At 58.6% G+C, this 22,841-nt stretch carries 16 protein-coding genes and 1 pseudogene; 8 read left to right on the forward strand and 9 right to left on the reverse strand.

Going from position 1 to position 22,841, the window contains the following annotated elements:
* Positions 1–46: 46 nt before the first annotated feature.
* The 6 genes from LQ231_RS23805 to iolG all read right to left on the reverse strand — a co-directional run bounded on the left by LQ231_RS23805 (position 47) and on the right by iolG (position 8,935).
* The gene (locus LQ231_RS23805) at positions 47–3,481 is read right to left on the reverse strand and encodes a pyruvate carboxylase (protein ID WP_230174436.1); all 3,435 of its coding nucleotides are present in this window, start codon (positions 3,479–3,481) and stop codon (positions 47–49) included.
* 104 nt (positions 3,482–3,585) lie between these two features.
* Positions 3,586–4,710, reverse strand: a complete 1,125-nt coding sequence (locus LQ231_RS23810) for a Gfo/Idh/MocA family oxidoreductase (protein WP_230174437.1) — start codon at positions 4,708–4,710, stop codon at positions 3,586–3,588.
* Positions 4,703–5,671 carry a hydroxyacid dehydrogenase gene (locus tag LQ231_RS23815; protein WP_230174438.1) on the reverse strand — a complete coding sequence of 323 codons (969 nt, stop codon included), beginning with the start codon at positions 5,669–5,671 and terminating at the stop codon, positions 4,703–4,705. Before LQ231_RS23815 ends, LQ231_RS23810 begins: the two co-directional genes overlap by 8 nt.
* Complete coding sequence (locus LQ231_RS23820; protein ID WP_230174439.1) at positions 5,671–6,483, reverse strand: aldolase/citrate lyase family protein; 813 nt, start codon at positions 6,481–6,483, stop codon at positions 5,671–5,673. The genes LQ231_RS23815 and LQ231_RS23820 overlap by 1 nt, the downstream gene beginning before the upstream one ends.
* A gap of 10 nt (positions 6,484–6,493) precedes the next feature.
* The gene (locus tag LQ231_RS23825) at positions 6,494–7,924 is read right to left on the reverse strand and encodes an NAD-dependent succinate-semialdehyde dehydrogenase (RefSeq protein ID WP_230174440.1); all 1,431 of its coding nucleotides are present in this window, start codon (positions 7,922–7,924) and stop codon (positions 6,494–6,496) included.
* A 3-nt stretch (positions 7,925–7,927) separates the two neighbouring features.
* On the reverse strand, positions 7,928–8,935 hold the full coding sequence (gene iolG / locus LQ231_RS23830; protein ID WP_230174441.1) for an inositol 2-dehydrogenase: 1,008 nt from the start codon (positions 8,933–8,935) through the stop codon (positions 7,928–7,930).
* 105 nt (positions 8,936–9,040) lie between these two features.
* Here iolG and iolD point away from each other — a divergent pair, with 105 nt between their 5' ends.
* From iolD to LQ231_RS23855, 5 genes are read left to right on the forward strand one after another with little or no spacing between them, the layout of a single operon-like run.
* On the forward strand, positions 9,041–10,912 hold the full coding sequence (iolD, locus tag LQ231_RS23835; RefSeq protein ID WP_230174442.1) for a 3D-(3,5/4)-trihydroxycyclohexane-1,2-dione acylhydrolase (decyclizing): 1,872 nt from the start codon (positions 9,041–9,043) through the stop codon (positions 10,910–10,912).
* Position 10,913: 1 nt separating this feature from the next.
* Positions 10,914–11,807, forward strand: coding sequence for a myo-inosose-2 dehydratase (gene iolE, locus LQ231_RS23840; RefSeq protein WP_230175052.1), 894 nt, complete (start codon positions 10,914–10,916; stop codon positions 11,805–11,807).
* Positions 11,804–12,616: an SDR family oxidoreductase gene (locus LQ231_RS23845; RefSeq protein WP_230174444.1), complete on the forward strand. Its 813-nt coding sequence runs from the start codon at positions 11,804–11,806 to the stop codon at positions 12,614–12,616. Before iolE ends, LQ231_RS23845 begins: the two co-directional genes overlap by 4 nt.
* 1 nt (position 12,617) lies before the next feature.
* Positions 12,618–13,679 carry a sugar phosphate isomerase/epimerase family protein gene (locus LQ231_RS23850; RefSeq protein ID WP_230174446.1) on the forward strand — a complete coding sequence of 354 codons (1,062 nt, stop codon included), beginning with the start codon at positions 12,618–12,620 and terminating at the stop codon, positions 13,677–13,679.
* Positions 13,676–14,836: a Gfo/Idh/MocA family oxidoreductase gene (locus LQ231_RS23855; RefSeq protein WP_230174448.1), complete on the forward strand. Its 1,161-nt coding sequence runs from the start codon at positions 13,676–13,678 to the stop codon at positions 14,834–14,836. Before LQ231_RS23850 ends, LQ231_RS23855 begins: the two co-directional genes overlap by 4 nt.
* Positions 14,837–14,967: 131 nt before the next feature.
* On the opposite strand, the pseudogene LQ231_RS23860 reads toward LQ231_RS23855, so the two are convergent.
* The 3 genes and pseudogenes from LQ231_RS23860 to LQ231_RS23870 form a co-directional block, all read right to left on the reverse strand.
* Positions 14,968–15,144: pseudogene (locus LQ231_RS23860) on the reverse strand (nucleotidyl transferase AbiEii/AbiGii toxin family protein); the annotation flags it as partial.
* Positions 15,137–15,730, reverse strand: a complete 594-nt coding sequence (locus LQ231_RS23865) for a DUF6088 family protein (protein WP_230174450.1) — start codon at positions 15,728–15,730, stop codon at positions 15,137–15,139. The gene LQ231_RS23865 and the pseudogene LQ231_RS23860, both read right to left, overlap by 8 nt.
* Before the next feature lie 344 nt (positions 15,731–16,074).
* On the reverse strand, positions 16,075–17,310 hold the full coding sequence (locus LQ231_RS23870; RefSeq protein WP_230174452.1) for a LysR family transcriptional regulator: 1,236 nt from the start codon (positions 17,308–17,310) through the stop codon (positions 16,075–16,077).
* Positions 17,311–17,838: 528 nt separating this feature from the next.
* Between LQ231_RS23870 and LQ231_RS23875 the strand changes: the two genes are divergently transcribed.
* The 3 genes from LQ231_RS23875 (at position 17,839) to LQ231_RS23885 (ending at position 22,468) form a co-directional block, all read left to right on the forward strand.
* Complete coding sequence (locus tag LQ231_RS23875) at positions 17,839–19,248, forward strand: MmgE/PrpD family protein (RefSeq protein ID WP_230174454.1); 1,410 nt, start codon at positions 17,839–17,841, stop codon at positions 19,246–19,248.
* Positions 19,249–19,303: 55 nt separating this feature from the next.
* Positions 19,304–20,335, forward strand: a complete 1,032-nt coding sequence (locus LQ231_RS23880) for a tripartite tricarboxylate transporter substrate-binding protein (RefSeq protein ID WP_230174456.1) — start codon at positions 19,304–19,306, stop codon at positions 20,333–20,335.
* A gap of 69 nt (positions 20,336–20,404) precedes the next feature.
* Complete coding sequence (locus tag LQ231_RS23885; protein WP_230174458.1) at positions 20,405–22,468, forward strand: tripartite tricarboxylate transporter permease; 2,064 nt, start codon at positions 20,405–20,407, stop codon at positions 22,466–22,468.
* The last annotated feature ends 373 nt before the right edge of the window (positions 22,469–22,841 follow it).

Here is a 22,841-nt window from a genome sequence, read left to right on the forward strand (position 1 = left end):
ACAAAACCTTGCAATATCTGTTGCGAAAAACCAAGGGGGTCGACCTCTACACGATCTCAACTAGCAGATCATTCGCATCGACTTGCATACCTGCGCTGACATGCATTGCAACGATTACGCCATCACAGTGAGCGTTGAGGCTGGTTTCCATTTTCATGGCTTCAATCGAAAGCAAAGGGTCACCTACCTTGACCGTCTGATGCACGAACCCTGAAATGGTCGAAATGATGCCAGGCATAGGCGCGCCGATCTGGCCAGGGTTTGTCGGGTCAGCTTTCGGGTGTGCAGTCTTTCTCGGCGACCGCGTCCGATCTGAAACTTTTGTGGAGCGCGGCTGGCCATTGATCTCGAAGTAGACCTTCACATCACCATTCTCGTCTGGCTCACCCTTGGTCAGATATCTGATCTCAACTGTTTTGCCAGGTGCAAGCTCGACGGACAGTTCCTGCCCCTCCTGCATGCCGTAGAAGAAGGTTGGCGTCGGCAAAGAGTGAACCGGTCCATACGTACGGCGTCGCCCCATGAAGTCCAGGAAGACCTTGGGGTACATCAGATAGGATGCCAGCTCGTCATCCGAGACGTCGTATCCATCGAGCTCGTCGCTCAGCTTACTGCGTGTGGCAACTAGATCGACCTCGGCCAAGTTTTTGCCTGGGCGTTCTGTTGATGGCAGCTTGCCTTTAAGAACTTTACTCGAGATGGCTTCCGGCCAGCCACCAGGCGGTTGCCCTAAGTTTCCGTCCAACATGTCGGCGACGGATTCCGGAAACGACACTTCTTTTGCGGGGTCTATGACGTCTTCCTTCGACAAACCCTGCGCCACCATCATCAACGCCATGTCACCCACAACTTTCGACGACGGTGTGACCTTGACGATATCACCAAATATTTGGTTGGCATCCGCGTAGGCCTGGGCGACTTCGTTCCATCGATCTTCAAGGCCGAGGCTTCGTGCCTGGGCCTGCAGGTTGGTGAATTGCCCTCCAGGCATTTCATGCAGGTAGACTTCCGACGCTGGCGCTTCCAGCCCACTCTCGAAAGCTGCATATTGATGCCGTACCCGCTCCCAGTAGGACGAGACCCGGCGGATAGTCTCGATATCTAACCCGGTATCCCTGTCCGACCGCGCAAGTGCTTCAACGATGGACCCAAGACAGGGCTGAGAAGTCCCGCCGGAAAATGCATCCATCGCGGCATCGACCGCGTCGACGCCGGCCTCAGCAGCGGCGAGAATAGATGCTGCTGCGAGCCCGCTCGTGTCGTGGGTATGAAAATGGATCGGAAGTCCGACCTCCTCCTTCAATGCTTTGACCAGGACTCGAGCTGCAGCAGGTTTCAGAAGGCCAGCCATGTCTTTCAGGCCTAGAATATGGGCCCCGGCGGCCTCCAGCTGTTTCGCCATGGCGACGTAGTACTTGAGATCGTACTTTGCTCTGTCGGGGTTGAGGATGTCACCCGTGTAGCAGATCGTGCCTTCGCAAATCTTGCCGGTTTCAATGACCGCGTCCATCGCCACGCGCATATTCTCGACCCAGTTGAGGCTGTCGAATACGCGGAAGACGTCTACCCCTGACGTGGCGGCACGCTTGACGAAAAACGAGACTACATTGTCCGGGTAGTTGGTATATCCAACGCCGTTGGAGGCCCGCAGCAACATTTGCGTCAGCACGTTCGGCAGTCGCTCGCGGATCGCATGCAGCCTTTGCCACGGGCATTCCTGCAAGAAGCGATAGGCGACATCGAAGGTTGCACCGCCCCAGCATTCCACGGAAAACAAGTCTCCGAGGCCTGAGGCGTAGACCGGTGCGATCTTGACCATGTCATTGGTGCGCATCCTGGTCGCCAGAAGCGATTGATGACCGTCACGCATGGTCGTGTCGGTAATCAGAAGCTTCTTCTGTGCCGCCATCCAAGCGGCGACCGCTTTTGCACCCTGCTGGTCGAGCAATTGGCGTGTGCCGGGTTGCACTTCTTTGGTCACGGTCGGAACGCTGATTGATTTGGCTTCAGCCGCAGGCTTGGCACGGCCCGCAGTTTCCGGATGCCTATTGACGGTGATTTCGGCAATGTACTGAAGCAGTTTGGTGCCCCGGTCAGCTCGCTTGTTGAATTGAAACAGGTCTGGTGTCGTATCTATGAATTTGGTGGAATAGCTCATGTCCAGAAATGTTGGATGCTTGAGCAAGTTGACCACGAACTCGATATTTGTGCTGACACCCCTGATCCGGAACTCTTGCAATGCCCGGTCCATTCGGCGGATTGCCTGATCCGGTGTCTGCGCCAATGCCGTCACCTTGACCAGCAACGAGTCATAATGGCGGGTAACCACGCCACCCTCGTATGCTGTTCCGCCATCGAGACGAATCCCCATGCCCGTTGCAGTTCGATACGCGGTGATGCGGCCATGGTCAGGGATGAAGTTGTTCTGCGGGTCTTCGGTCGTGACACGACACTGAAGTGCATGTCCGTTCAGTTTGACGTCCTGCTGTCGGGAAACACCCGTTGCCTGAGCCAGTGTTTCGCCTTCAGCGATCTTGATCTGGGCCTGCACAATATCGATCCCGGTGATCTGCTCGGTGACCGTGTGTTCAACCTGCACGCGCGGGTTCACTTCGATGAAATAGAAGTGGCCGCTGTCCATATCCATCAGGAACTCGACAGTGCCCGCGTTCTGATATCCGACGGCATTGCCGATCTTCAGTGCAAGACCGCAGACTTCCGCGCGCTGACTTTCATTGAGGTAAGGTGCAGGCGCACGTTCTAGAACCTTCTGATTCCGTCGTTGCACTGTGCAGTCACGTTCATAGAGGTGGTATAAACCTCCATGGGCATCGCCGAGAAGTTGTACCTCAACATGCCTCGCCTTGAGGATCATCTTTTCAAGGTAGCCCTCGCCATTCCCGAAGGCGGCTTCCGCTTCACGGCGACCCTCACGCACTTTGGTGGCAAGTTCATCTTCCGTGTTAATCGGGCGCATACCGCGGCCACCGCCACCCCAACTCGCCTTGAGCATGAGCGGATAACCAACCGCCGCAGCTTGGCCTCGGATGAGGTCGAAGTCATCGCCGAGTACATCTGTTGCCGGTATTACAGGGACGCCGGCGGCTTCGGCAACTTTTCGGGCGGACGCCTTGTCGCCAAGCGACCGCATTGTTTCCGCGCGCGGGCCGATAAATGTAATTCCGGCCTTGGAGCAAGCTTCGACAAAGTCCGGGTTCTCCGACAGAAGACCATAGCCGGGGTGGATGGCGTCCGCGCCCGCCTCTTTGGCGACACGGATAATCTCGGAGATGCTGAGATACGCTCCAACGGGCGACAGTCCTTCGCCAACACAATATGCTTCGTCAGCCTTGAAGCGGTGAAGGCTGAGCTTGTCCTCCTGCGCGTACACGGCCACTGTTTTTTTGCCAAGTTCGTTGGCTGCGCGCATGACACGGATCGCGATTTCACCGCGGTTGGCAATCAGGATTTTCTTGAACATCGGAGCCCTCGTGAAGGAGCGGACGTCCGGGGGAGGGCCGGACGTCCGGGGAGTAGGGGCTTTTGCCCCCTCATAGCGCCGAGGCTATCCGGCGGCTATGCTGGTCAGGCTGGCACGCTGATCCATTGACGCGTCGAAGAGGAGCGCTGGATCGTCTCGACCAGTGTCTGAATGCGAAGGCCGGCAGCGAAGCCGAACGGTTCTTCGATCGTGCCGGCGATTGCGTGGATGTAGCCGGCGACCTCAATGGCCTTTAGATCGTTGAACCCGAGTTGATGGCCGGGAGCGACGCAGAAACGACCATAGGGCTCGTGGTCAGGGGCCGCTTCGATCTTGCGGAAGCCGCGACGTCCTGCCGGGTCGCGGTTGGAATAGAAGTGTAGCTCATTGAAGCGCTCCTGACTGAAATGGAGTGCGCCTTCGGTGCCATAGACCTCGAAGTCGTGCTGCATTTTTCGCCCCGTGGCGATCCAGTTTCCTTCGATCGATCCCTGGGCTCCATTGGCGAAACGTACAAATGCGCGCCCGACATCGTCGACTTCCACTTTCCTGGTCCCGCCTTTGCCGTCAGGTCGCTCGCCGATCATGGTGATGCAGTCGCCCATGACCTCGGTGATCGGACCGAGGAGGAATTCGGCGGTCGCCAGTGCATGTGATCCAATGTCGGCAAGAGCCCCGCCGCCAGCGGGATCATGTCGGAAGGTGAATGCCCCCGAGGCATCGACCATGTAGTCTTCCGCGTGCAGCCCTCGGTATCCGCGGATTTCACCAAGTTCACCGTCGGCGATCATCTGCTTTGCCAAACGGAGCATGGGATTGCAGAGGTAGTTGAAACCGACTTGGGTTTTCACGCCCCGCGCGGTTGCGGCCTGTGCCATCTCTCGAGCATCCGACGCAAGCGGTGCCAAAGGCTTTTCGCAATAGACATGTTTGCCGGCGGCGATGGCAGCCAAGGCCATCTCCTTGTGCAAGGCATTGGGTGCGGTGATGTCGATGACGTCGATATCGGCATTGGCGATCAGCGATCGCCAGTCGGATGTCGAATGTGCAAAGCCGAAGTCGGCCGCAGCTCGTGCCGCTGCCTCCTCGGTGACGTCTGCAACGGTATGCAACTCGATATCAAAGGGAAGGTCGAACACCTTTGGTGCTGAGGCAAAACCGAAGACATGAGCCTTGCCCATGAAACCAGTGCCGATCAGTCCGATGCGAAGAACAGGTTTGTTAGGCATATGCGTGATCCGGATTGACGATAAGGTTGGGGTCTATGGTGCCCGCCAGAAAGTTCACTGCATTCTGGATAGCGGCGATGGCCATGCGCTCACCACATTCAGCCGTAAGGCCGGCGATGTGCGGAGATAGTATGGCGTTGCGGTGTGCAAGAAGTGGGGAGTCACTTGCCGGGGGTTCATCATCGAAGACATCCAGGCCCACAGCGCCGATATGTCCGCTGACCAGAGCGTCGTTCAAGGCCCGCTCGCAAACCACGCCACCTCGCGCGGTGTTCGCCAACACGACGCCACGCTTCATCGCGGCAATCTCAGCCTCACCGATCGCGGGTGTTGCACCTTTGGGGATGTGGACGGAAATGTAATCCGCCCAGGGAAGTCCTTCCTCCAGTGAAGTTGCCTTTACGGCACCATCTGGCCAACCAGTCTGTTGGAGGTACGGATCATAAGCGCGGATTTGCATGCCGAACCCGGATGCCATTCGGGCAAGGTGCCGGCCAATCCGACCGTAACCGAGAATGAGCAGGTTCTTGCCCGAAATTTCCTGCTGCTCAAGCTTGTTTCGCCATCCCCATTGGCCTGGTTCTCGGACAGACCTGTCTGCGAGGATCGCACGTTTTGCCCCGGCAAGGAGCTGCATGATCGCATGTTCGGCAACCGAGACGGAGTTGACGTCCCCGACTATGGTGAGCGCGATCCTTCTGCGGTTCAGTTCTGCCAGGTCGACTGAATCGTAGCCTACGCCGTGGCGAGAGACGACCTTCAAGCGCTCCGCTTTGGCGATGGTTGCAGCCGACATAGGCTGGGTGCGAATGACGATCGCGTCGGCAACGTCGATGAACGGTGCGTATGAGGCCTCTGATACTTCTTCAATGTAGGTGACCGTGTAGCCGTGCGCGGGCAGTTCGCGCAGTATGGCTTCGCCGGAAGGATGCATTTTCCCGGCAACCAAAAGATTTGGCATCAGTAGCCTCCCGGTCGGTCGGTGGAGGCCGTAGCCTTCGTGGTAAGCTTGCGGAAAGTAGCGACAGACTCAGCCGCGGCTGCCGCGATCAGCCGACTGTCGCCCGACACAGTGGTCATGTTGAAACCCCACTCGACTGCGCGCGCCGCGTACTCGGCCGTTCCACAATGAATCGCCGCCTGGATACCGTTGCGGTGACAGGCATCCTTGATGCGTTTGATCGCCCCGATGACCTCCGGCTCTTCCCGGTCGAAAGCCGGCATCAATTGTCCCTTGGACAGTGAGAAGCTGAGGTCTGCCGGACCAACATAGATGCCATCAAGACCGGGCGTGGAGGCGATCTCCTCCAGATTTCCCATGGCCTCAGCCGTTTCGATCATCGCGAATGCGAGGATTTCGTCATTGGCTTCCGCCGGATAATTGGCCCCGGCGGCGTAGACGGCGCGTGTAGGGCCGAAACTGCGCTCGCCTAACGGGGGGTAACGCATGTAGCGAACGAATTGCTCGGCCTGCGCCCGGGTATTTATCATTGGGCAGATGATGCCATACGCGCCAGCGTCGAGGACCTTGGAAATCCAGGAGGGGTCGAGCCATGGAACGCGCGCCATCAGCACCTTGTCCGACGCGCGCATCGCCTGGAACATGCCCAACACGTCTTTGTAATCGACCGCGCCGTGCTGAATGTCGATGGAGATTGCATCATAGTCCTGGGCGGCCATGATCTCGGCCGTGAATGGACTGGCGATTGACAGCCATCCGTGGAGAACGGGACGTCCCTCCGCCCAGATTTGTCTCAGCTTGTTCTTTTTCATGATCGGTTTCCTAGAACACGAGCTGAGCAAGTTTGGTGTCGAGGTAATCATCGATGCCTTCGATGCCGCCCTCGCGTCCCATGCCGGAGTGATTGGTGCCGCCAAACGGCGCTTCAGCCGCGGCAAGGGCAAAGCTGTTGATGCCGACCATGCCCGACTTTAATGCGGCCACCGTTCGGCGCGCCCTGTCAGGCGAACGGGTGAAAGCATAGGCCGACAATCCCATGTCGGAAGCGTTCGCTCTTGCAAGAGCTTCGTCCTCGCTGCCGAACCGGGTAATTGCCGCGATCGGTCCGAAGTTCTCTTCGGCAAAGACCTTCATGTCGTCGGTGACATTGGTCAGCACCGTCGGCTCGAAGAAAAAGCCATGGTTCAACTGCGCCGGCCGCTTTCCGCCATAGGCAATGGTCGCACCTGCTTGTGTGGCGGTTGCGACGATCTCTTCGATTTCCTGCAGGCGGCGCGCATTGATCAGCGGCCCCATGCCAGTATCTGCGTCGAGGCCGTCGCCGAGTTTAATCTTGGCAGCACGCTCAACGAAACCCTCGACAAAGGCGTCGTGCAAGCTGTCGTGGACGAAGATGCGATCCGGCGTGACGCAGACCTGTCCGCAATTGGCGAACTTGGTCGGCACTGTGAGGTCCAGGGCGTTCTGCAGGTCGGCGTCATCGTAGATGATCAACGGTGCATTGCCGCCCAGTTCCATGGAGACCTTTTTGACCGTGGCCGCAGCGTCGCGGATCATCTGCTGGCCGACGCGGGTCGATCCCGTTAGCGAAACCTTGCGGACGCGGCTATCGGCCATGATCGGACCGTAGGTATTGTCTGTCGAACCGACAACCAGGTTGACTGCACCATCCGGAAGTCCAGCTGCGCGAAGGCAATCGACCATGACCATCGCGACACCCGGCGTCTGCGAAGACGGCCGAAGCACAACGGAGCAACCTGCCGCGAGAGCCGGGGCAAGCTTGCGCGCCGGCAAGGCAGCGGGAAAGTTCCAAGCCGTGAATGCCCCAACAATACCGACAGCTTCGCGGCTGACCTCAAATCGTCCACCCGGCACGCGGCTGTCGACGATGCGGCCGTAGATGCGGCGAGCCTCCTCGGCGAACCAGCGGAACTGATCACAGGCGAGCACCCATTCACGGCCAGCTTGCGCGATAGGCTTTCCGGTTTCCGTTGCAATCATTCGCGCGGCTTCATCCGACCGCCGGAGCATTTCATCGGCGGCCTTATGCAGCGCCTCGGCGCGGCCAAACCCGCCCATGGCTCGCAATTTCGGCAAAGCGCTTGCGGCGGCGTCAATTGCCTGGCGCGTTTCTGAAGCCGTTGCGAGAGGAACGGTTCCGATTGCCTTCTCCGTGACCGGAGAAATGACGTCTGCTGACGCGGAGCCGGGGACCCAGCTACCGTTGATGAACAATCCAAATTTCGCGTACATGGCTTAACCGATTTCGTTCGTGTTGACGGAGCGGCCTTCGGAAATCGAAAGCATGGCGGCCTCGGCAAGGATCAAGGCCTGGCGGCCGTCCTCAAAACCAACTTCCGGCGGTGCGCCCTTCTCGACGGCATCGACAAATGCGCTGATTTCTGCGGCGAAAGCGTCTGCATAACGTTCGATGAAGAAGTTCATCAACGGCGCGGCCTGATCAGTGAATTGTTCGCTGTAGAGACGCATTCCGTTGAGCGGCCGGTTCTCGGAGATTGCCATTCCGCCGCTACCCAGCGCCTCGACCCGTTGGTCGTATCCGTAAACCGCGCGCCGCGAGTTGTTGATGATGCACTGCTTGCCAGAGGCTGTTTTCAAGACGACCGTTACAGTGTCGTAGTCCGCGCATTTCGCCATAAGTTCGGGATCGACAAGCCTTGAACCCGTCGCGCTGACCTCTGTCACGTCTTCACCGAGGATGAAGCGCGCCATGTCGAAATCATGAATTGTCATGTCCCGGAAAATCCCGCCGGACACTTCTATATATGAGGCCGGTGCCATGCCGGGGTCACGTGATGTGATGATCACCTGATGCAGATCGCCGATGGCACCGGATGCGATTGCGTTCCGAACTGCGCGATGTCCGGTGTCGAAGCGGCGAACGAAACCCAGCATGATCGGGATGCTGGTCCCTGCAATCCTTGCGGCACAAGCGTTCACGCGCTCCAGGGAAAGGTCGATTGGTTTTTCGCAGAGAACCGGCTTTCCAGCCGCTATCGCCTTTTCGAGAAGGTCGGCGTGTGTCGGTGTGGACGTTGCGATCAAGACGGCATCAACGTCACCCGATGCGAACACGGCTTCAGCCGATTCGTATTGTTTTACGCCCAGTTTTAGGGATACTTCCTTCGCTGATGGCCCGTGCACATCAAAGACCCCGGCAAGGGAGGCACGAGGGTGCGCCGCGATGTTTTCCGCATGCATCTTGCCAATACGACCCACGCCTAGAACGGCTATTTTCAGCATCTGAATTCCTCCCGAGATATTTTCGCAATAATCATTGCAAAATATTCCATTTGTCAATATGCATTCCAGAACAAACCTAAATTCACATCCGCAGGAGGAGGCGAGATGACCGCGAAGACCTTACGCCTGACCATGGCTCAGGCCCTTGTACGCTACCTATGCAACCAGTTTACCGAGATAGAAGGCGAGCGCGTGCCCCTGTTCGCCGGTGTCTTCGCCATCTTTGGCCATGGCAACGTAACCTGCCTCTCCGAGGCACTGGAAACGGTTCAGGACCAGTTGCCGACATGGCGCGGCCAGAACGAACAATCCATGGCGCTGGCAGCAATCGGCTTCGCCAAGGCGAAGCGTCGTCGGCAGCTCATGGTGGCCGCGACGTCGATCGGTCCTGGTGCGTTGAACATGGTCACCGCAGCGGGCGTTGCCATGGCGAACCGGCTTCCGGTACTGCTTATCGCAGGAGACACGTTCGCCAGCCGTCTGCCCGACCCAGTCCTTCAGCAAGTCGAGCATTTTGGTGATCCGACGCTGACCGCAAACGACGCCTTCAAGTCAGTTGTTCGGTATTGGGACCGCATTGTCCTTCCGGAGCAGCTGCTGCAGTCGCTGCCTCAGGCTATCGCTACTATGCTTGATCCGGCCGACTGTGGTCCGGCATTTATCGGCCTTGCCCAGGATACGCAGGAACTCGCCTACGACTATCCCGAGGTATTTTTCGAACCTAAAGTCTGGAAGATTCCACGTCCGCGTCCTGATCGGGACTCGGTTGCTCAGGCGGCCGAGCTGCTTGCCAATGCGAAGCGCCCGTTGATTATCTCGGGCGGCGGCGTCCGTTATTCGGGGGCCGAAGACAAACTTGCAGCGTTTGCAGAAAAGCGTGGCATTCCCGTTGTCGAAACGATCGCTGGCAAGGGTGCATTCACCCATCACCATCCAGTTCATGCGGGTCCCATCGGGATCGTCGGTTCGACCTCTGCCAATGCATTGGCAAAAGAAGCGGACGTCATCATAGCTGTCGGGACACGACTGCAGGACTTCACGACCGGTTCTTGGACTGCATTTTCGCGCGAGGCCCAGTTCATCTCGATCAATGCGGCCCGCTTCGACGCAATCAAGCATCGTGCGCTCGCGGTCGTCGGCGATGCACTTGAATCGATCGTCGAACTGGACGAAGCGCTCGGGAACTACAAAGCCGATCCAGCCCTCATGCAGCAGGCGAAATCGTTGTTTTCAGAGTGGAACCAGTTGCTGGACGAGCATCAGGCTCCGACGAATGCCCCGGTTCCGTCTTACGCTCAGGTGGTTGGCATTCTCAACAAGGTTGCCCGCCCTGAAGATACTCTGATCGCGGCGGCTGGCGGTACACCGGGAGAGGTCACTAAGGGCTGGCGCGTCAAGAACCCGAACACGTTCGACTGCGAATTCGGCTTCTCGTGCATGGGCTATGAAATCGCCGCCGGCTGGGGCGTTTCCATGGCCCAGGACGGCCCAGGCAGTGCCGGCGGCACACCGATCGTCATGCTCGGCGACGGCACCTACATGATGATGAACTCCGACATCTACTCCGCCGCACTCACCGGCCACCGGATGATCGTCGTGGTTTGCGACAATGGTGGCTACGCCGTCATCAACCGCCTTCAGCAGGCAAAAGGGGTTCCGGGCTTCAACAATCTCCTTGCCGACTGCCGCGTTCAGGACCGCGCTAATCCCCTGCATGTCGACTTCGTCAAGCACGCCGAAGCCATGGGAGCCAGCGCACGAAAGGTCGAAAGCCTTGCCGATCTCGAAGATGCAATGATCTGGGCGCAAGGAAATGACGGCGTAACGCTCATCTCGATTGTCTCCGATGCCTGGAAGTGGGTTCCCGGCGACGCGGACTGGGATGTCGGCGTTCCCGAAGTCTCGACGTTCGAAAGCGTGCGTGCTGCGCGCGCAGCTCAGGAAAAAATCCGCGAAGCGCAGCGGCTGGGAGTTTGACATGAAAGCAAGACTTGGAATTGCACCCATCGCTTGGTGGAACGACGATCTCGCCGAACTGTCTGACGACGTCAGTCTCGAAGAATGCCTAAGGCAGGCGTCAGAGGCAGGTTTCACCGGCATGGAAACCGGCCGACGTTTTCCAATGGATATGGGCGAGCTCGGACCGATCCTTGCGCGCTACGGAATTTCCGTCTGCGGCGGCTGGTTCTCCGGCCTGCTGCTTGATGGCGATATCGAAGCCGAGAAGGACCGTATAGCCCAACAGATGGAGTTTTTCATCGCAGCTGGTGCGCCTTGCATCGTCTACGGTGAAACAGCACGCTCGATCCAGGGTGATCGCTCTGCTCCCCTTTCAACCAAGACCAAGCTCGACGAGCGAGAGATGGCTGCATATGGGCGAAAACTGTCGGAGTATGCTGACTGGTGCGCCGGGCAGGGAATGCCAATTTCCTATCATCACCACATGGCAGCAGCGGTCGAGACGGAAAGTGAACTCGACCTGTTGATGAAGCACTCGTCCGTGCCGCTCCTCTTCGATGCTGGACATATGGCATTCGCGGGCGGTGATGTGCTGCGCGTGATCGAAAATCACCATGCACGCATCACCCATGTCCATACGAAGGACATCCGTGGTGATGTGGTCGATGCGCTCGACCGGAAATCCGAGAGTTTTCTCGACGCGGTGATCAAGGGAGCCTTTACCGTTCCCGGCGATGGCAGCCTCGACTTTGAAACTATCGTCAGGGCCTTGGCGCACAAGGGCTACGAAGGCTGGTTCGTCGTCGAAGCGGAGCAAGACCCCGTCAAAAACCCACCACTGGAAATGGCCCGAAAGGGACACAAAGAGCTTCTCCGCGTCATGGACGCTGCAGGTTATGAGGTCATGAAATGAGCAGGATTGAGGGAAAAGTCGCGGTCATCACCGGTGGCACGCAAGGTTTGGGAGCGGCGATCGCCGAGCAGTTTGCAGAGGCAGGGGCCGCTGGCATTGTCATCGTCGGTCGCGGCGTGGAAAAGGGCCAGGCTGTCGCCAAGCGCATCACCGACAAGACCGGCGTGCCGGTCGAGCTGGTGGCGGCCGACCTCGGCATTATCGAAGATGTGCAAGCCATCATCCCAGCGACCGACGCACGTTTCGGCCGCGTCGATATCCTGGTGAATTCCGCAGGCCTTACCGACCGTGGCAACATGTTGAACACCACGCCGGACCTCTTCGATCGGATGTTCGCGGTCAATACGCGCGCACCGTTTTTTCTCATTCAGGACGCCGCCAAGGTGATGATCCGTGAAGGCATCGAGGGGCGGATCGTCAACATCGGCTCCATGTCCGGCTTGGCCGGCCAGCCATTTCTGGCCCCCTATGCGGCGTCCAAGGGCGCGCTGTCGACGGTCACCCGCCATGCCGGCTTCTCGCTCATGCGTCACCGTATTCATGTCAACCAGCTGGACATCGGCTGGATGAACTCGGATCACGAGCGTAAACTCATTCTCTCGGAGACGGGCGATCCGGACTTCATCGACCGCGCAGCCGCTGCAAAGCCGTTCGGCCGAATTCTCGATCCTAAGGAAGTTGCCCGCACAGTGCTGTGGATGGCATCCGACGAGAGTGGCATGATGACCGGGGCAGTCATCCCATTCGATCAATCGGTTTATGGCGGTTACGATGACGCTCCCGTGCCAGCAAAGAAGCTGGAGGCCTGAGATGCGGACAATCAAGGGACCAGGCGTATTCCTGGCACAGTTCGCAGCCGACGACGCCCCCTATAATTCGTTGCAATCCCTCGGTCGCTGGGCAGCGAACAAGGGCTTCAAGGGTGTCCAGATACCCACGTGGGACACTCGACTGATCGACATGAAGAAGGCCGCCGAAAGCCAGACCTATTGCGATGACCTCAAAGGCATGCTCGGTGAGCATGGGCTGGAGATTACCGAACTGGCGTCGCACATTACGGGACAGCTCGTAGCGGTGCATCCGGCCCACGACAAGATCATGGACAGTTTTGCCCCCGAACATGTTCGCGGAAATCCCGGCGCGCGGCGCGCCTGGGCGGAAGAGCAGTTGCGTTTTGCCGCACGTGCATCAAAGCGTTTCGGTATCGATCGTCACGTGACGTTCCCAGGGGCACTCCTTTGGCCATATCTCTACCCGTACCCGCAATGGCCGGAAGGTCTTGTTGAGGAGGGGTTCGATGAACTGGCCCGCCGCTGGAAACCGATCCTGAACGATTTCGACGAGCACGGTGTGGACGTGTGCTATGAAATTCACCCAAGCGAGGACCTGCATGATGGTCATAGCTGGGAGATGTTCCTCGATAAGGTCGATGAGCACCCCCGCGCCAATCTCATGTATGACCCGTCGCATCTGGTCCTTCAGGGCATGGACTATCTGGCCTTCATCGATCACTACCACGAGCGGATCAAGACCTTCCACGTGAAGGATGCCGAGTTCCGCCCCGACGGAAAATCAGGTGCCTATGGCGGTTACCAGCCATGGTCCAAACGGGCAGGCCGCTTCAGAAGTCCTGGCGACGGCCAGATCGACTTCGGTGCCATTTTCACCAAGCTGACGACTTACGGCTTTGACGGCTGGGCGGTGCTCGAATGGGAGTGCTTCGTCAAAAATCCTGAGGACGGCGCGGCTGAAGGCGCGCGCTTCATTGCCGATCACATCATTCGCGTCTCGGACCGGGCTTTCGATGATTTCGTAAAATCAGGCGCAAATCGCAGCGCGAACCGGGCCATGCTCGGACTGGAGGAACAATGAGCAGGAGACCGCTTCGTCTCGGAATGGTTGGTGGCGGTCAGGGTGCCTATATCGGCAACATCCATCGCCTCGCATCGCGCTTGGACGGCCATTGGACTTTGATCGCCGGCGCGTTCGATGTCGATCCGGATCGTGGCCGGGAGTTCGCCATCAACGAGGGTCTCGATCCGGCGAGAAGCTACGGGTCGTACCAGGATTTGATTGCTGGCGAACGTGGACGCGCGGACCGTGTCGATGCCGTGGCGATCTGTACGCCAAACTTCACCCACTATCCAATCGCCAAGGCCCTCATTGAAGCCGGGTTCGATGTCATCTGCGAGAAGCCTCTCACAGCGACGATCGAGGATGCAATTGCTCTTGAGGCGCTGTCGCGGCAATCCGGCCGTTTCGTCGGTGTGACCTATACCTATTCCGGCTACCCCATGGTTCATGAGGCGCGTGTTCGCGTGGCGCAAGGCGAGATCGGCGACATCCGAACGGTACAGGTTGAATACCCGCTGGAGTGGATGGCGACCGCGATCGAGCAGAAAGGCAATGCCCAAGCGGCGTGGCGCACCGATCCGAAAAAGAATGGGCGTGGCGGTTCGATCGGCGACATCGGCACTCATGCCTACCATCTTGCCGGATTCGTCACCGGGCTTACGCTCGAAAAGCTTGCCGCCGATCTTGCAACCTTTGTCCCAGGACGCGCTCTGGATGATAACGCACATGTCATGATGCGTTATGAAGGTGGGGCGCGGGGCCTTCTGTGGTCGTCGCAGGTAGCGCTCGGAAACTCGAACGGCGTGCGGCTGCGGGTTTTTGGTTCGACAGGCTCATTCCAGTGGTTTCAGGAACAGCCGAACGAGCTGATTTACACGCCACTCGATGGCCGCGTGCAGACTATCAAGCGCGGTGGCGACGATCTTTCAGAAGATGCCAAAGTCCGTTCCCGAACGCCGCCAGGCCACCCTGAAGGCTATCTGGAGGCCTTTGCAAACCTATATTGTGGTTTTGCGGAGGCGATCCGTGCCCGGCTGGAGGGGCGTGAACCCACGGCGGTCGGGCGTAACATTCCCTTGGCGTATGATGGGCTGAGGGGTGTCGCTTTTGTCGAGGCGGTTGTTGATAGCGCCGAAAACACAAATCCTACCTGGATAACACCCATCGCAGTGTGATGATCCTTCAGGTTGACGACAATAGGCGGATTCAGGTGGCTGCATCCGCCTTTTCCATTGGCGTCTTCGTGTTGAAAACGCTAGCGCCTCTACCTCTGAGCGAAATGCGCAATTTTTGTTGCAAGCACGCACGTGCCGCCTTTGAAGACAAGGTGGTCGTCGAGCGCCGTTCCATAAAGGGTCTGCAGAGCCCAGACAACCCACGCGTCCTTTTCCAGGAGATGGATCGGCCGCCCAGTCTTCTCCGCTGCGATCGCAAGGACTTCTCTTCGATCTTCGCGGGACAGTCGCAAAAACTGTTCAGCCATGAGCGGCCTTTCCTACACTCTGAGCAAGCCAACTGGGGAATTGAGGTGCCGCTGCAACAAGCTCACCGAACGCCTCTGCGGAAAGCTTCCGCTTGATGCTCTGAAGGGCCTCTTCTGCCCTTTCCGGACCAAGCCAAGCCAGCGCGCGGACAGCGACGCCGGCGGGCTTGTTAGCCAAGGCGAGCTGCCAACGCGGCACGTGCTTCAACTCGACCATCTGGCTGCCGACAGTTATGGTTCGGCTGCGGCCGGATGTGAAGTAGACGGACCGGATCGGAACCTGCGTGGATAGCCCCAATGAATTTGCAGCCGCGGCGCCATTCGAAACGATGACCTCGCCGCGCTGGTGTGCAACGGCTTCGACAGCTTGCTCGACTGTCGGCGGCCGGCTTCCGAAGCGACTCTTGATCGCCTTGAGATAGATCCCACGACCAGCCCGAACGAGCTCGCCGCGGTCATATAGACGCGACAGAGCCTGGTCTAGCGCGGCACGGTTTCCCAAATGCAGGAGGGCCTTTGCGGACAGCGCCGTTCCCTCGGGCAGCTGTTCGGCGTAGGCCATGATCTGTGTTGTCAGTCGTTGCATGGCTATTCTCCTGTCAGAAATTTATGCAGTTTTCTGACAGTTTGCAATGCAAGACCCTTCAGCCGCAGGCGTTGGAAGAAAATATCAATATATCAGTCGGTTGGGACTTTAGGGCGGCGGGTCGTACGTTCAGATCCTCTCAACGCGAAGAAGTTGGCCCGGGAGCGTGCTCAAATGCCAACTGCAGTCCACGCTCTACGACGACTTCGCACCTTCATTGTAGCCGTTCTCCCGAAAGCCCTACTATTGCTGAGAGCCGCCAGTCTGCTTGTTGGCTGGCGGCGTCAGCGATGAGGTGGCAAGGGGCGACGGCTCCGGCCTCTGTGAGTACTGAACAGGCGTGATCATGACCCCTTGTCGAGTGCCTGCACGCTTTCTTTTAATATGTCGACGAACTGATGTTGAATCGGTGTCGGCAGCCAGTTCGAACGGATGGAGATGCCCTTTGTCGCCGGCGGAAAGCTTGGCGCCCATGGCAAAACAGCGAGCAGGCCCAGCTGTTCGTCCATCTCGATCTCGTGACGACTGACCAGCGCCAGCCGGTTACTACAAGCCAGGATTGCCCGGATGGTCGACATCGAGCTTGTTTCGATCAGCATGTTCGGTTGCTGGCTTTGCCCTTCGAACAAAGCATCGTATTCCCGTCGCCGCGGCGTGCCCTGACCCGGCGCAATCCAGTCGTGACTGAGGAGATCAGATTGCGTGATCTTGCTTTGGCGTGCGAGCGGATGCCCCGATCGGGCCACGATACAGTAAGGATCGGTGAACAGCGGAACTTCCGTGACCTCCATGTCCCAGTCTGGCCGGCGCAGAACGCCGAAGATCATGTCGATCCCGCCATTGCGAAGGCTGTTGAAGAGGATCGCATAGGGGGCGTTTGTCACCACGACCCTCGCTTTTGGAAAACGTTCGGTCAACCGCGCAATGGCCGCCCCGATCAGATAGGCTCCAGACATGGGGAGCGCGCCAATAAGGACTTTTCCCTCCTCAAGGCCATCGAGTGAACTGATTTCGTCGAGGGCAGCATCCATCTCGCGCAGTGCCAGAGCAAGCCGGCGGGCGAGGTTGGCACCGGTATCGGTCATCCGCAGGCCAGAGGGAGAACTCGTGTAGAGTGGCTGCCCCACCAACGCCTCGAGATCACGCACAGTTCGATGAAGTGACGAGGTCGAAATGCGGCTGATATGGGCTGCCTGGGAAAAGGTGGTGCTGGCGGAAAGGGCGATCAGGCCTCGGACCTGCACGCTGGTGAGGTAACGTGCCCGTCCCGGTTCTCCGTTGCTAACCGAGATAAAGGCTGCATCGCACTGGTCGATGAAGCGTCGCACCCGATTGAGATAGACCTCTCCGGTGCGCGCCAGGTAAGTGCCCTTCTGGTGTCGTTCGAACAGGTTGCGCCCAAGCGCGGCTTCGACCTTGGCGACCGCCTGGGTGACGGCTGGTTGGGAAAGACGCAACTCCAGTGCGGCCTTTCCGATGCTCCCATGTCGACCCACGGCCTCAACCGCCCGCAAGTGGCGCAGGTTCGGAAGCGGCGTGTTGTCACCGGCTGTTGTCGGTTCTGCGGTAATCGTCGACATGGATTTATTCAGCCACCATTATGGATGGTGCGTCAAGATGCGGCCACTAACAATCGTTGCGAGGCTGAATTCGGCGCCATTTTTTTGTTTATTATATATATTTATCAGTTAGTTGATGAATTGGTGTCTGCCGTCGTCACTTGACCCACCCGGCGGTGCCGATCGGCTTTCGAATAGGCTGGGTCCTATTTTCTTATGCCGGGTAACGCAGTTCTAATTTGAAACTACCGCCCTTTGAAGGCTGACTGTATCGTGCCGGATGGGAGTTCGGCAGGAGGAGTATCCAATAGACGAAGTCAGGACGGGAAGCGGGTCTACTGTTTCGGCCCGTGGGATGGGAACCCGGTCGCTTAGAGGCGAGCCGGACCATGGTTCGATGTCTCAAGCGCCGGCGCGTCAAATGACCGTTGGATTGAGGGGGAGGTCGATGTTGATCTGCCTCCTATTGCAGTCGGCAACGAACCGCCTGCCTTCTTCCGACCACGAAAACCAGCCGGCCACCGGCTTTAGACGACCGCAAGGAAACTGATGAGCGATATGAACACAAGTATCCGGGACACTTCGATTGCAAGCTTGGCGAAATGGACGCTTTCGGCGGATCCGGCCTATGATGGCGATTTGGCACTGCGGCAAGCCGAACTGCTCACTCTTGATTCCGTCGCCTGTGCCTATTCGGCAAGAAACGCAGCAGCCCCGCGTCGGGTGGCGGGCATGATCGATGAGCTGGGCAGCAAACCTGTCTGTACTCTGATTGGCCATTCCAGCCGAGGCTCAGTGCTGGATGCGACATTTCTGAACTGTGCCCTGGTCCGTTCGCAAGATTTCAACGATGTCCAGTTTATCCAGAAGGATGGAAAACTACATATCGGAGGACACTGCAGCGACGTTTTGGCGGCGGCCTTAGCCGTGGGTGAGGCGCAGGGTGCTGCGGGGCGCGATGTGCTCACGGCGATCATCATGGGATATGAGCTGTTCCGCCGCCTGCGCGACCTCATGCCGATGCACAGCGTCTGGGATGGGGCGAGTGCCGTGGGTGTGGTTGCCGCCGCAATGGCAGGCCGGATCATGGGATTGGACGACATACGCCAGGCAAACGCCCTGGCTTTGGCGTTTGCGCGCTGCGCGACCCCCTCGATCGTCCGCTATGGCGAGCTTTCGGGTGCGAAGAACATGGTGGGCGCGCTGCTAGCGCGCGAAGGCGTTCAACTCACTCTTCTCGCAGCAAAGGGCATGACAGGACCGCAGCAGGTTCTCGATCATCGCTGGGGCATGCAGGAGGTTTTTGATCCAGCGCTTGGTTTTGAGAGGCTTTGGGCACCGGTAGACGACCTGTTCATTCTGGGGTCGCATGTGAAGACCTTCGCATGCATTGGCACAGCCCAAGCCTCGATCATCGCGGCACTGGAGGCGCATCGGCAACTTGCGGGCCGGGTAGATCAGATCGAGGCGATCGACGTGATCATGGCCGACCTGCCGATCATCCGCAAACAACAGGCCGAGAAGGCACGCCTGACGCCGTCGACGCACGAGACCGCTGACCACAGCTTCACCTTCCTGCCGGCGGTGGTGCTGATGGACGGCGAACTGACTGAGCGCCAGTATGAGAACGAACGCTGGGCTCAGCCCGCAACGCGAGCGCTGACTGCCAAGGTTCGGCTGTCGGTCTCCGAGGATCTGCGGGCGCGTTCGCCAGACGCGATGCCCTGTCAGATCCGCGTTCACTTGGCCGGTGGGGAGACCATCGCAACGGAGTGCCTCCATCCGCCGGGCCATTCGTTCCCCGACAGGGGTCTTGCGCGTGCGCCGGTCGTCGAAAAATTCAAGGAGGTAACGGGAGACCTCCTGACGAGCGATCGGCAGATCCAGATCCTCGAGGAGGTGCTTGATCTGCGTAACAAGGAGACCGTCGCACCGGTCATGTCACTTCTGACGGCCTGAAACATCAACGGATACCGGCCTTCAGGCCGGCATCATCAAACGGGAGGAGAAAACCGTGAAACTGAAACAACTTGCTACTGCAGCGACCATCGCACTGTCTGCCGCGTTTCTTTGCGCGCCGGCCTATGCCCAGACGGTTGAAGAATTCTACAAGGGCAATACCGTAACGTTGATCGTCTCGGCGGCACCGGGTGGCGGTGCCGACCTCTATGCCCGCGCCTTTGCACCGTTCATGTCCAAGCATCTTCCCGGCAATCCAAATGTCATCGTGACCAATGTACCCGGCGCCGGCGGCCTGACGGCGGCGGCTCAGTTGCAAAACAGCGCGCCCCGTGACGGCACCGTGATCGGCGCGCTTCAGAGAAACAATCTCTACCTGCCTCTTGTCTCGGCGGAAAAACTTGCCTTCGATCCGCGCGAAGTGAACTGGGTCGGCAGCCTGAACAAGGAAAGCTATGTCCTGATTACCTGGGAAAACACCCCGGTGAAAACACTGGATGACCTGTTTGCCCATCCACTCACCATCGGCTCGACATCGTTCAACAACGAGAACCGGACCTTCCCGGCGATGATCAACGAATATCTCGGCAGCAAGATGGAGATCATTCCAGGCTACAAGGGCAATGACGAAATCGCGCTCGCCATGGAACGGGGGGAGGTACAGGGTCGGGCCGTCACAACCACCAGCCTTCTCGGAGGCAATGACGCCAATTGGTTGGCTGAGGGCAAACTGAATGTCGTTGCGCAGTTGGCAATGAGACCAAACCCTGCGGTAAAAGATGTGCCGATGATCCTCGACCGCGTCACCGACCCCAAGGCTCGCGCGGTGTTTGAATTCATGTTCCTGCCACTGGATGCCGGCCGCCCCTTCGCGGCTCCGCCCGAGGTCCCGGAGGATCGGCTGGCTGCACTGCGTGCCGCATTCGAGGCTACGGCACAGGATCCGGGATTCATCGCCGAAGTCGCCAAGCAGAATGCCACGGTTGAGATGGTCCCCGGTCTAGAGATCCACAAGATCCTTGATGACCTCTATGCGACGAAGCCCGAAGTGCTTGACATGGTCAAGGGACTTCTGGTCGCCCGCTAACACGGCCAACGTCGCTTGCCGGAGCCTCGGCTCCGGCAGATCAACTTACAAAGACGAATAGGACGAACAATGGACCCCGTCGAAAGTGTAAGCATGCTGGGCGCGGCTTGGGATGCGTTGGTGATACTTGCGGATCCAATGCGCCTGGGTGTTCTGTTTCTGGCAGCGTTTCTCGGTGTGATCCTCGGGATTGTACCTGGTATCGGAGGTCTGGCCGGCACCGCTTTGCTGCTACCCTTCACCTTCGCCATGGATCCCTACACCGCATTCGCATTTCTTCTCGGACTGGGCGCCACCACCTCAACAGGCGATCCCATACCCGCAATCCTGTTCGGTGTGCCGGGCGGGGCGGGATCGGCGGCCACCGTGCTTGATGGCCTGCCGATGGCAAAGCGCGGGGAGGCCGGACGCGCTCTGAGTGCCGCCTACATGTCATCCCTGATGGGCGGCCTGTTCGGTGCGGTGCTGCTGGGGCTTTCGGTACCGGTGCTGCGACCGGTCATGCTTTATATCGGTACGCCGGAAATGCTGGCGATATCGATCCTCGGCCTTTCAATGGTGGCGGCCCTGTCCAGCAGTACGCCTCTGCGCGGGCTGGCGGCTGCGGCGATCGGGGTCATGATCTCGATGATAGGTTCAGAACCGCGGACCGGTGCTTTTCGATGGACCTTTGAAAGCCTGTATCTCTGGGAAGGTTTGCCTCTGGTGCCGCTAACGCTGGGTCTTTTTGCCTTGCCGGAACTTTGCGACATGATGGTCTCGCGTCACTCGTTGAAAGGCAAACCGCTGCAGAACGTGAACCTCGGCATTGTGCAAGGTGCCAAGGATTGCTTTCGGGAATGGTGGCTGATTCTGCGCTGTAGCTGGATTGGCACGGCGCTCGGTGCCATTCCAGGTATCGGTGGTGCCGTTGTCGATTGGGTGGCCTATGCCCATGCCGCCAGGACAGTGAAGGGTGGCAGTCAGACATTTGGAAAGGGCGATGTACGCGGCGTCATCGCCTCGGAAAGCGCAAACAATGCGAAAGAAGGTGGCTCGCTCATCACCACAATCGCGTTTGGCATCCCGGGTTCCGCCGGCATGGCGATCATTCTGGGCGCTTTCCTGTCTCAGGGCCTCGTCCCTGGTCCCGACATGCTCACCAAGAACCTGTCGATTACCTATTCAATGGTCTGGTCCATCGCGATTGCAAACATCATTGGTGCTGGGCTCTGCTATGCTTTTAGTCCCCAGTTTGCCCGCCTGGCCACCTTGCGTTACACGCTGGTTCTACCGGTCGTGGTCTGCATCATCTTTATCGGGGCCTACGAGGGGTCCCGGCAATGGGGCGATCTGGTAACGCTGTTGGTCCTTGGCCTTGCCGGCTGGACAATGAAGCGTTTGCGTTGGCCGCGCGCACCCTTGATCCTGGGTGTTGTTCTGGGCGACACGATCGAGCGGCAGCTTTTCATTTCGATCCGCCTCTATGGCGCCGACTGGCTGCTGCGTCCGCTGGTGGTGATCGTCCTCGGACTTGCGCTACTCGGGATTCTTCGGCCGGTAATTGCTGCGCTTTTGGCAAGGCACAAAGGCTGGGACCTCAACTTTGGATCGCCGAGGTTCTCGCTCGTTGACATCTTTCCCGTCGCTCTTCTCGCTGCAATGGCATTCTTGTTCTGGAGGACATCCGGCTGGGGCTGGTCTACGGCGCTGGTGCCGCAGATCGTAACCGGAATAGCCTTCGTCGCGGTACTGGGTACTTTGTGCAATGCGGTCTTCCGCAGGGGCATTACCGCACCCTCGCCACTGGAGGAGGCGCGGGCCGGCGTAAGCGAGGCGATCCACATGGATCTTGTCGATGACAACGAAGGCTTGGCGACATCGGAAATCCTGCGCCGCGCATCGATGTTTGCCGGTTGGCTTCTGGCTTTCCTCGTCTCGATGGGTGCCATCGGCATCCTTCCGACGATACCGCTCTTCGTTGCGGGCTTTATGCGCTTCGAAGGGCGAGAGCGCTGGAGCCTCGTGCTGCCGATGGCGATTGGAGTCACGCTGTTCGTCTATACCGTTTTCGACCAGCTCTTGACGATGAACTGGCCGCTGACATGGATCGGACAGATGTTCCCCGTTCTGCGTGTTATCCCGTCGGTATGATCCGCATAACACATCGCAAACACCAGTCCAAAGAACACGGCCGCCTCGTGCAAGGGGCGGCCGCTTCGTCGTTAGGCGTTGCCGATAGACGCATCGTTCAGACGAATAAATGAAATAATATCAATATATATTTTAAGAACAGATATTCCTGGTCTCTCATTTTCTTATGATCCGTATCGCGCTTCCGATTGGCTTCAATTCTCCGCTCCCGTTAGCTTCGTGGTCGAGAAGAAGCGGTTGACCATCCGGAACGACCAGTGGAGCAGCTGTTGGCGGCACCCATCTGGATGTCTTCGCTTCCGTATGTCGAAACAACCGTCCGGCGTTTGCTGAGGCGTCTTCCGGAACTCACTCCGGGAGCATGCCGCTACCG

Source organism: Rhizobium sp. CECT 9324 (assembly GCF_918741265.1).
Taxonomy (GTDB): domain Bacteria; phylum Pseudomonadota; class Alphaproteobacteria; order Rhizobiales; family Rhizobiaceae; genus Allorhizobium.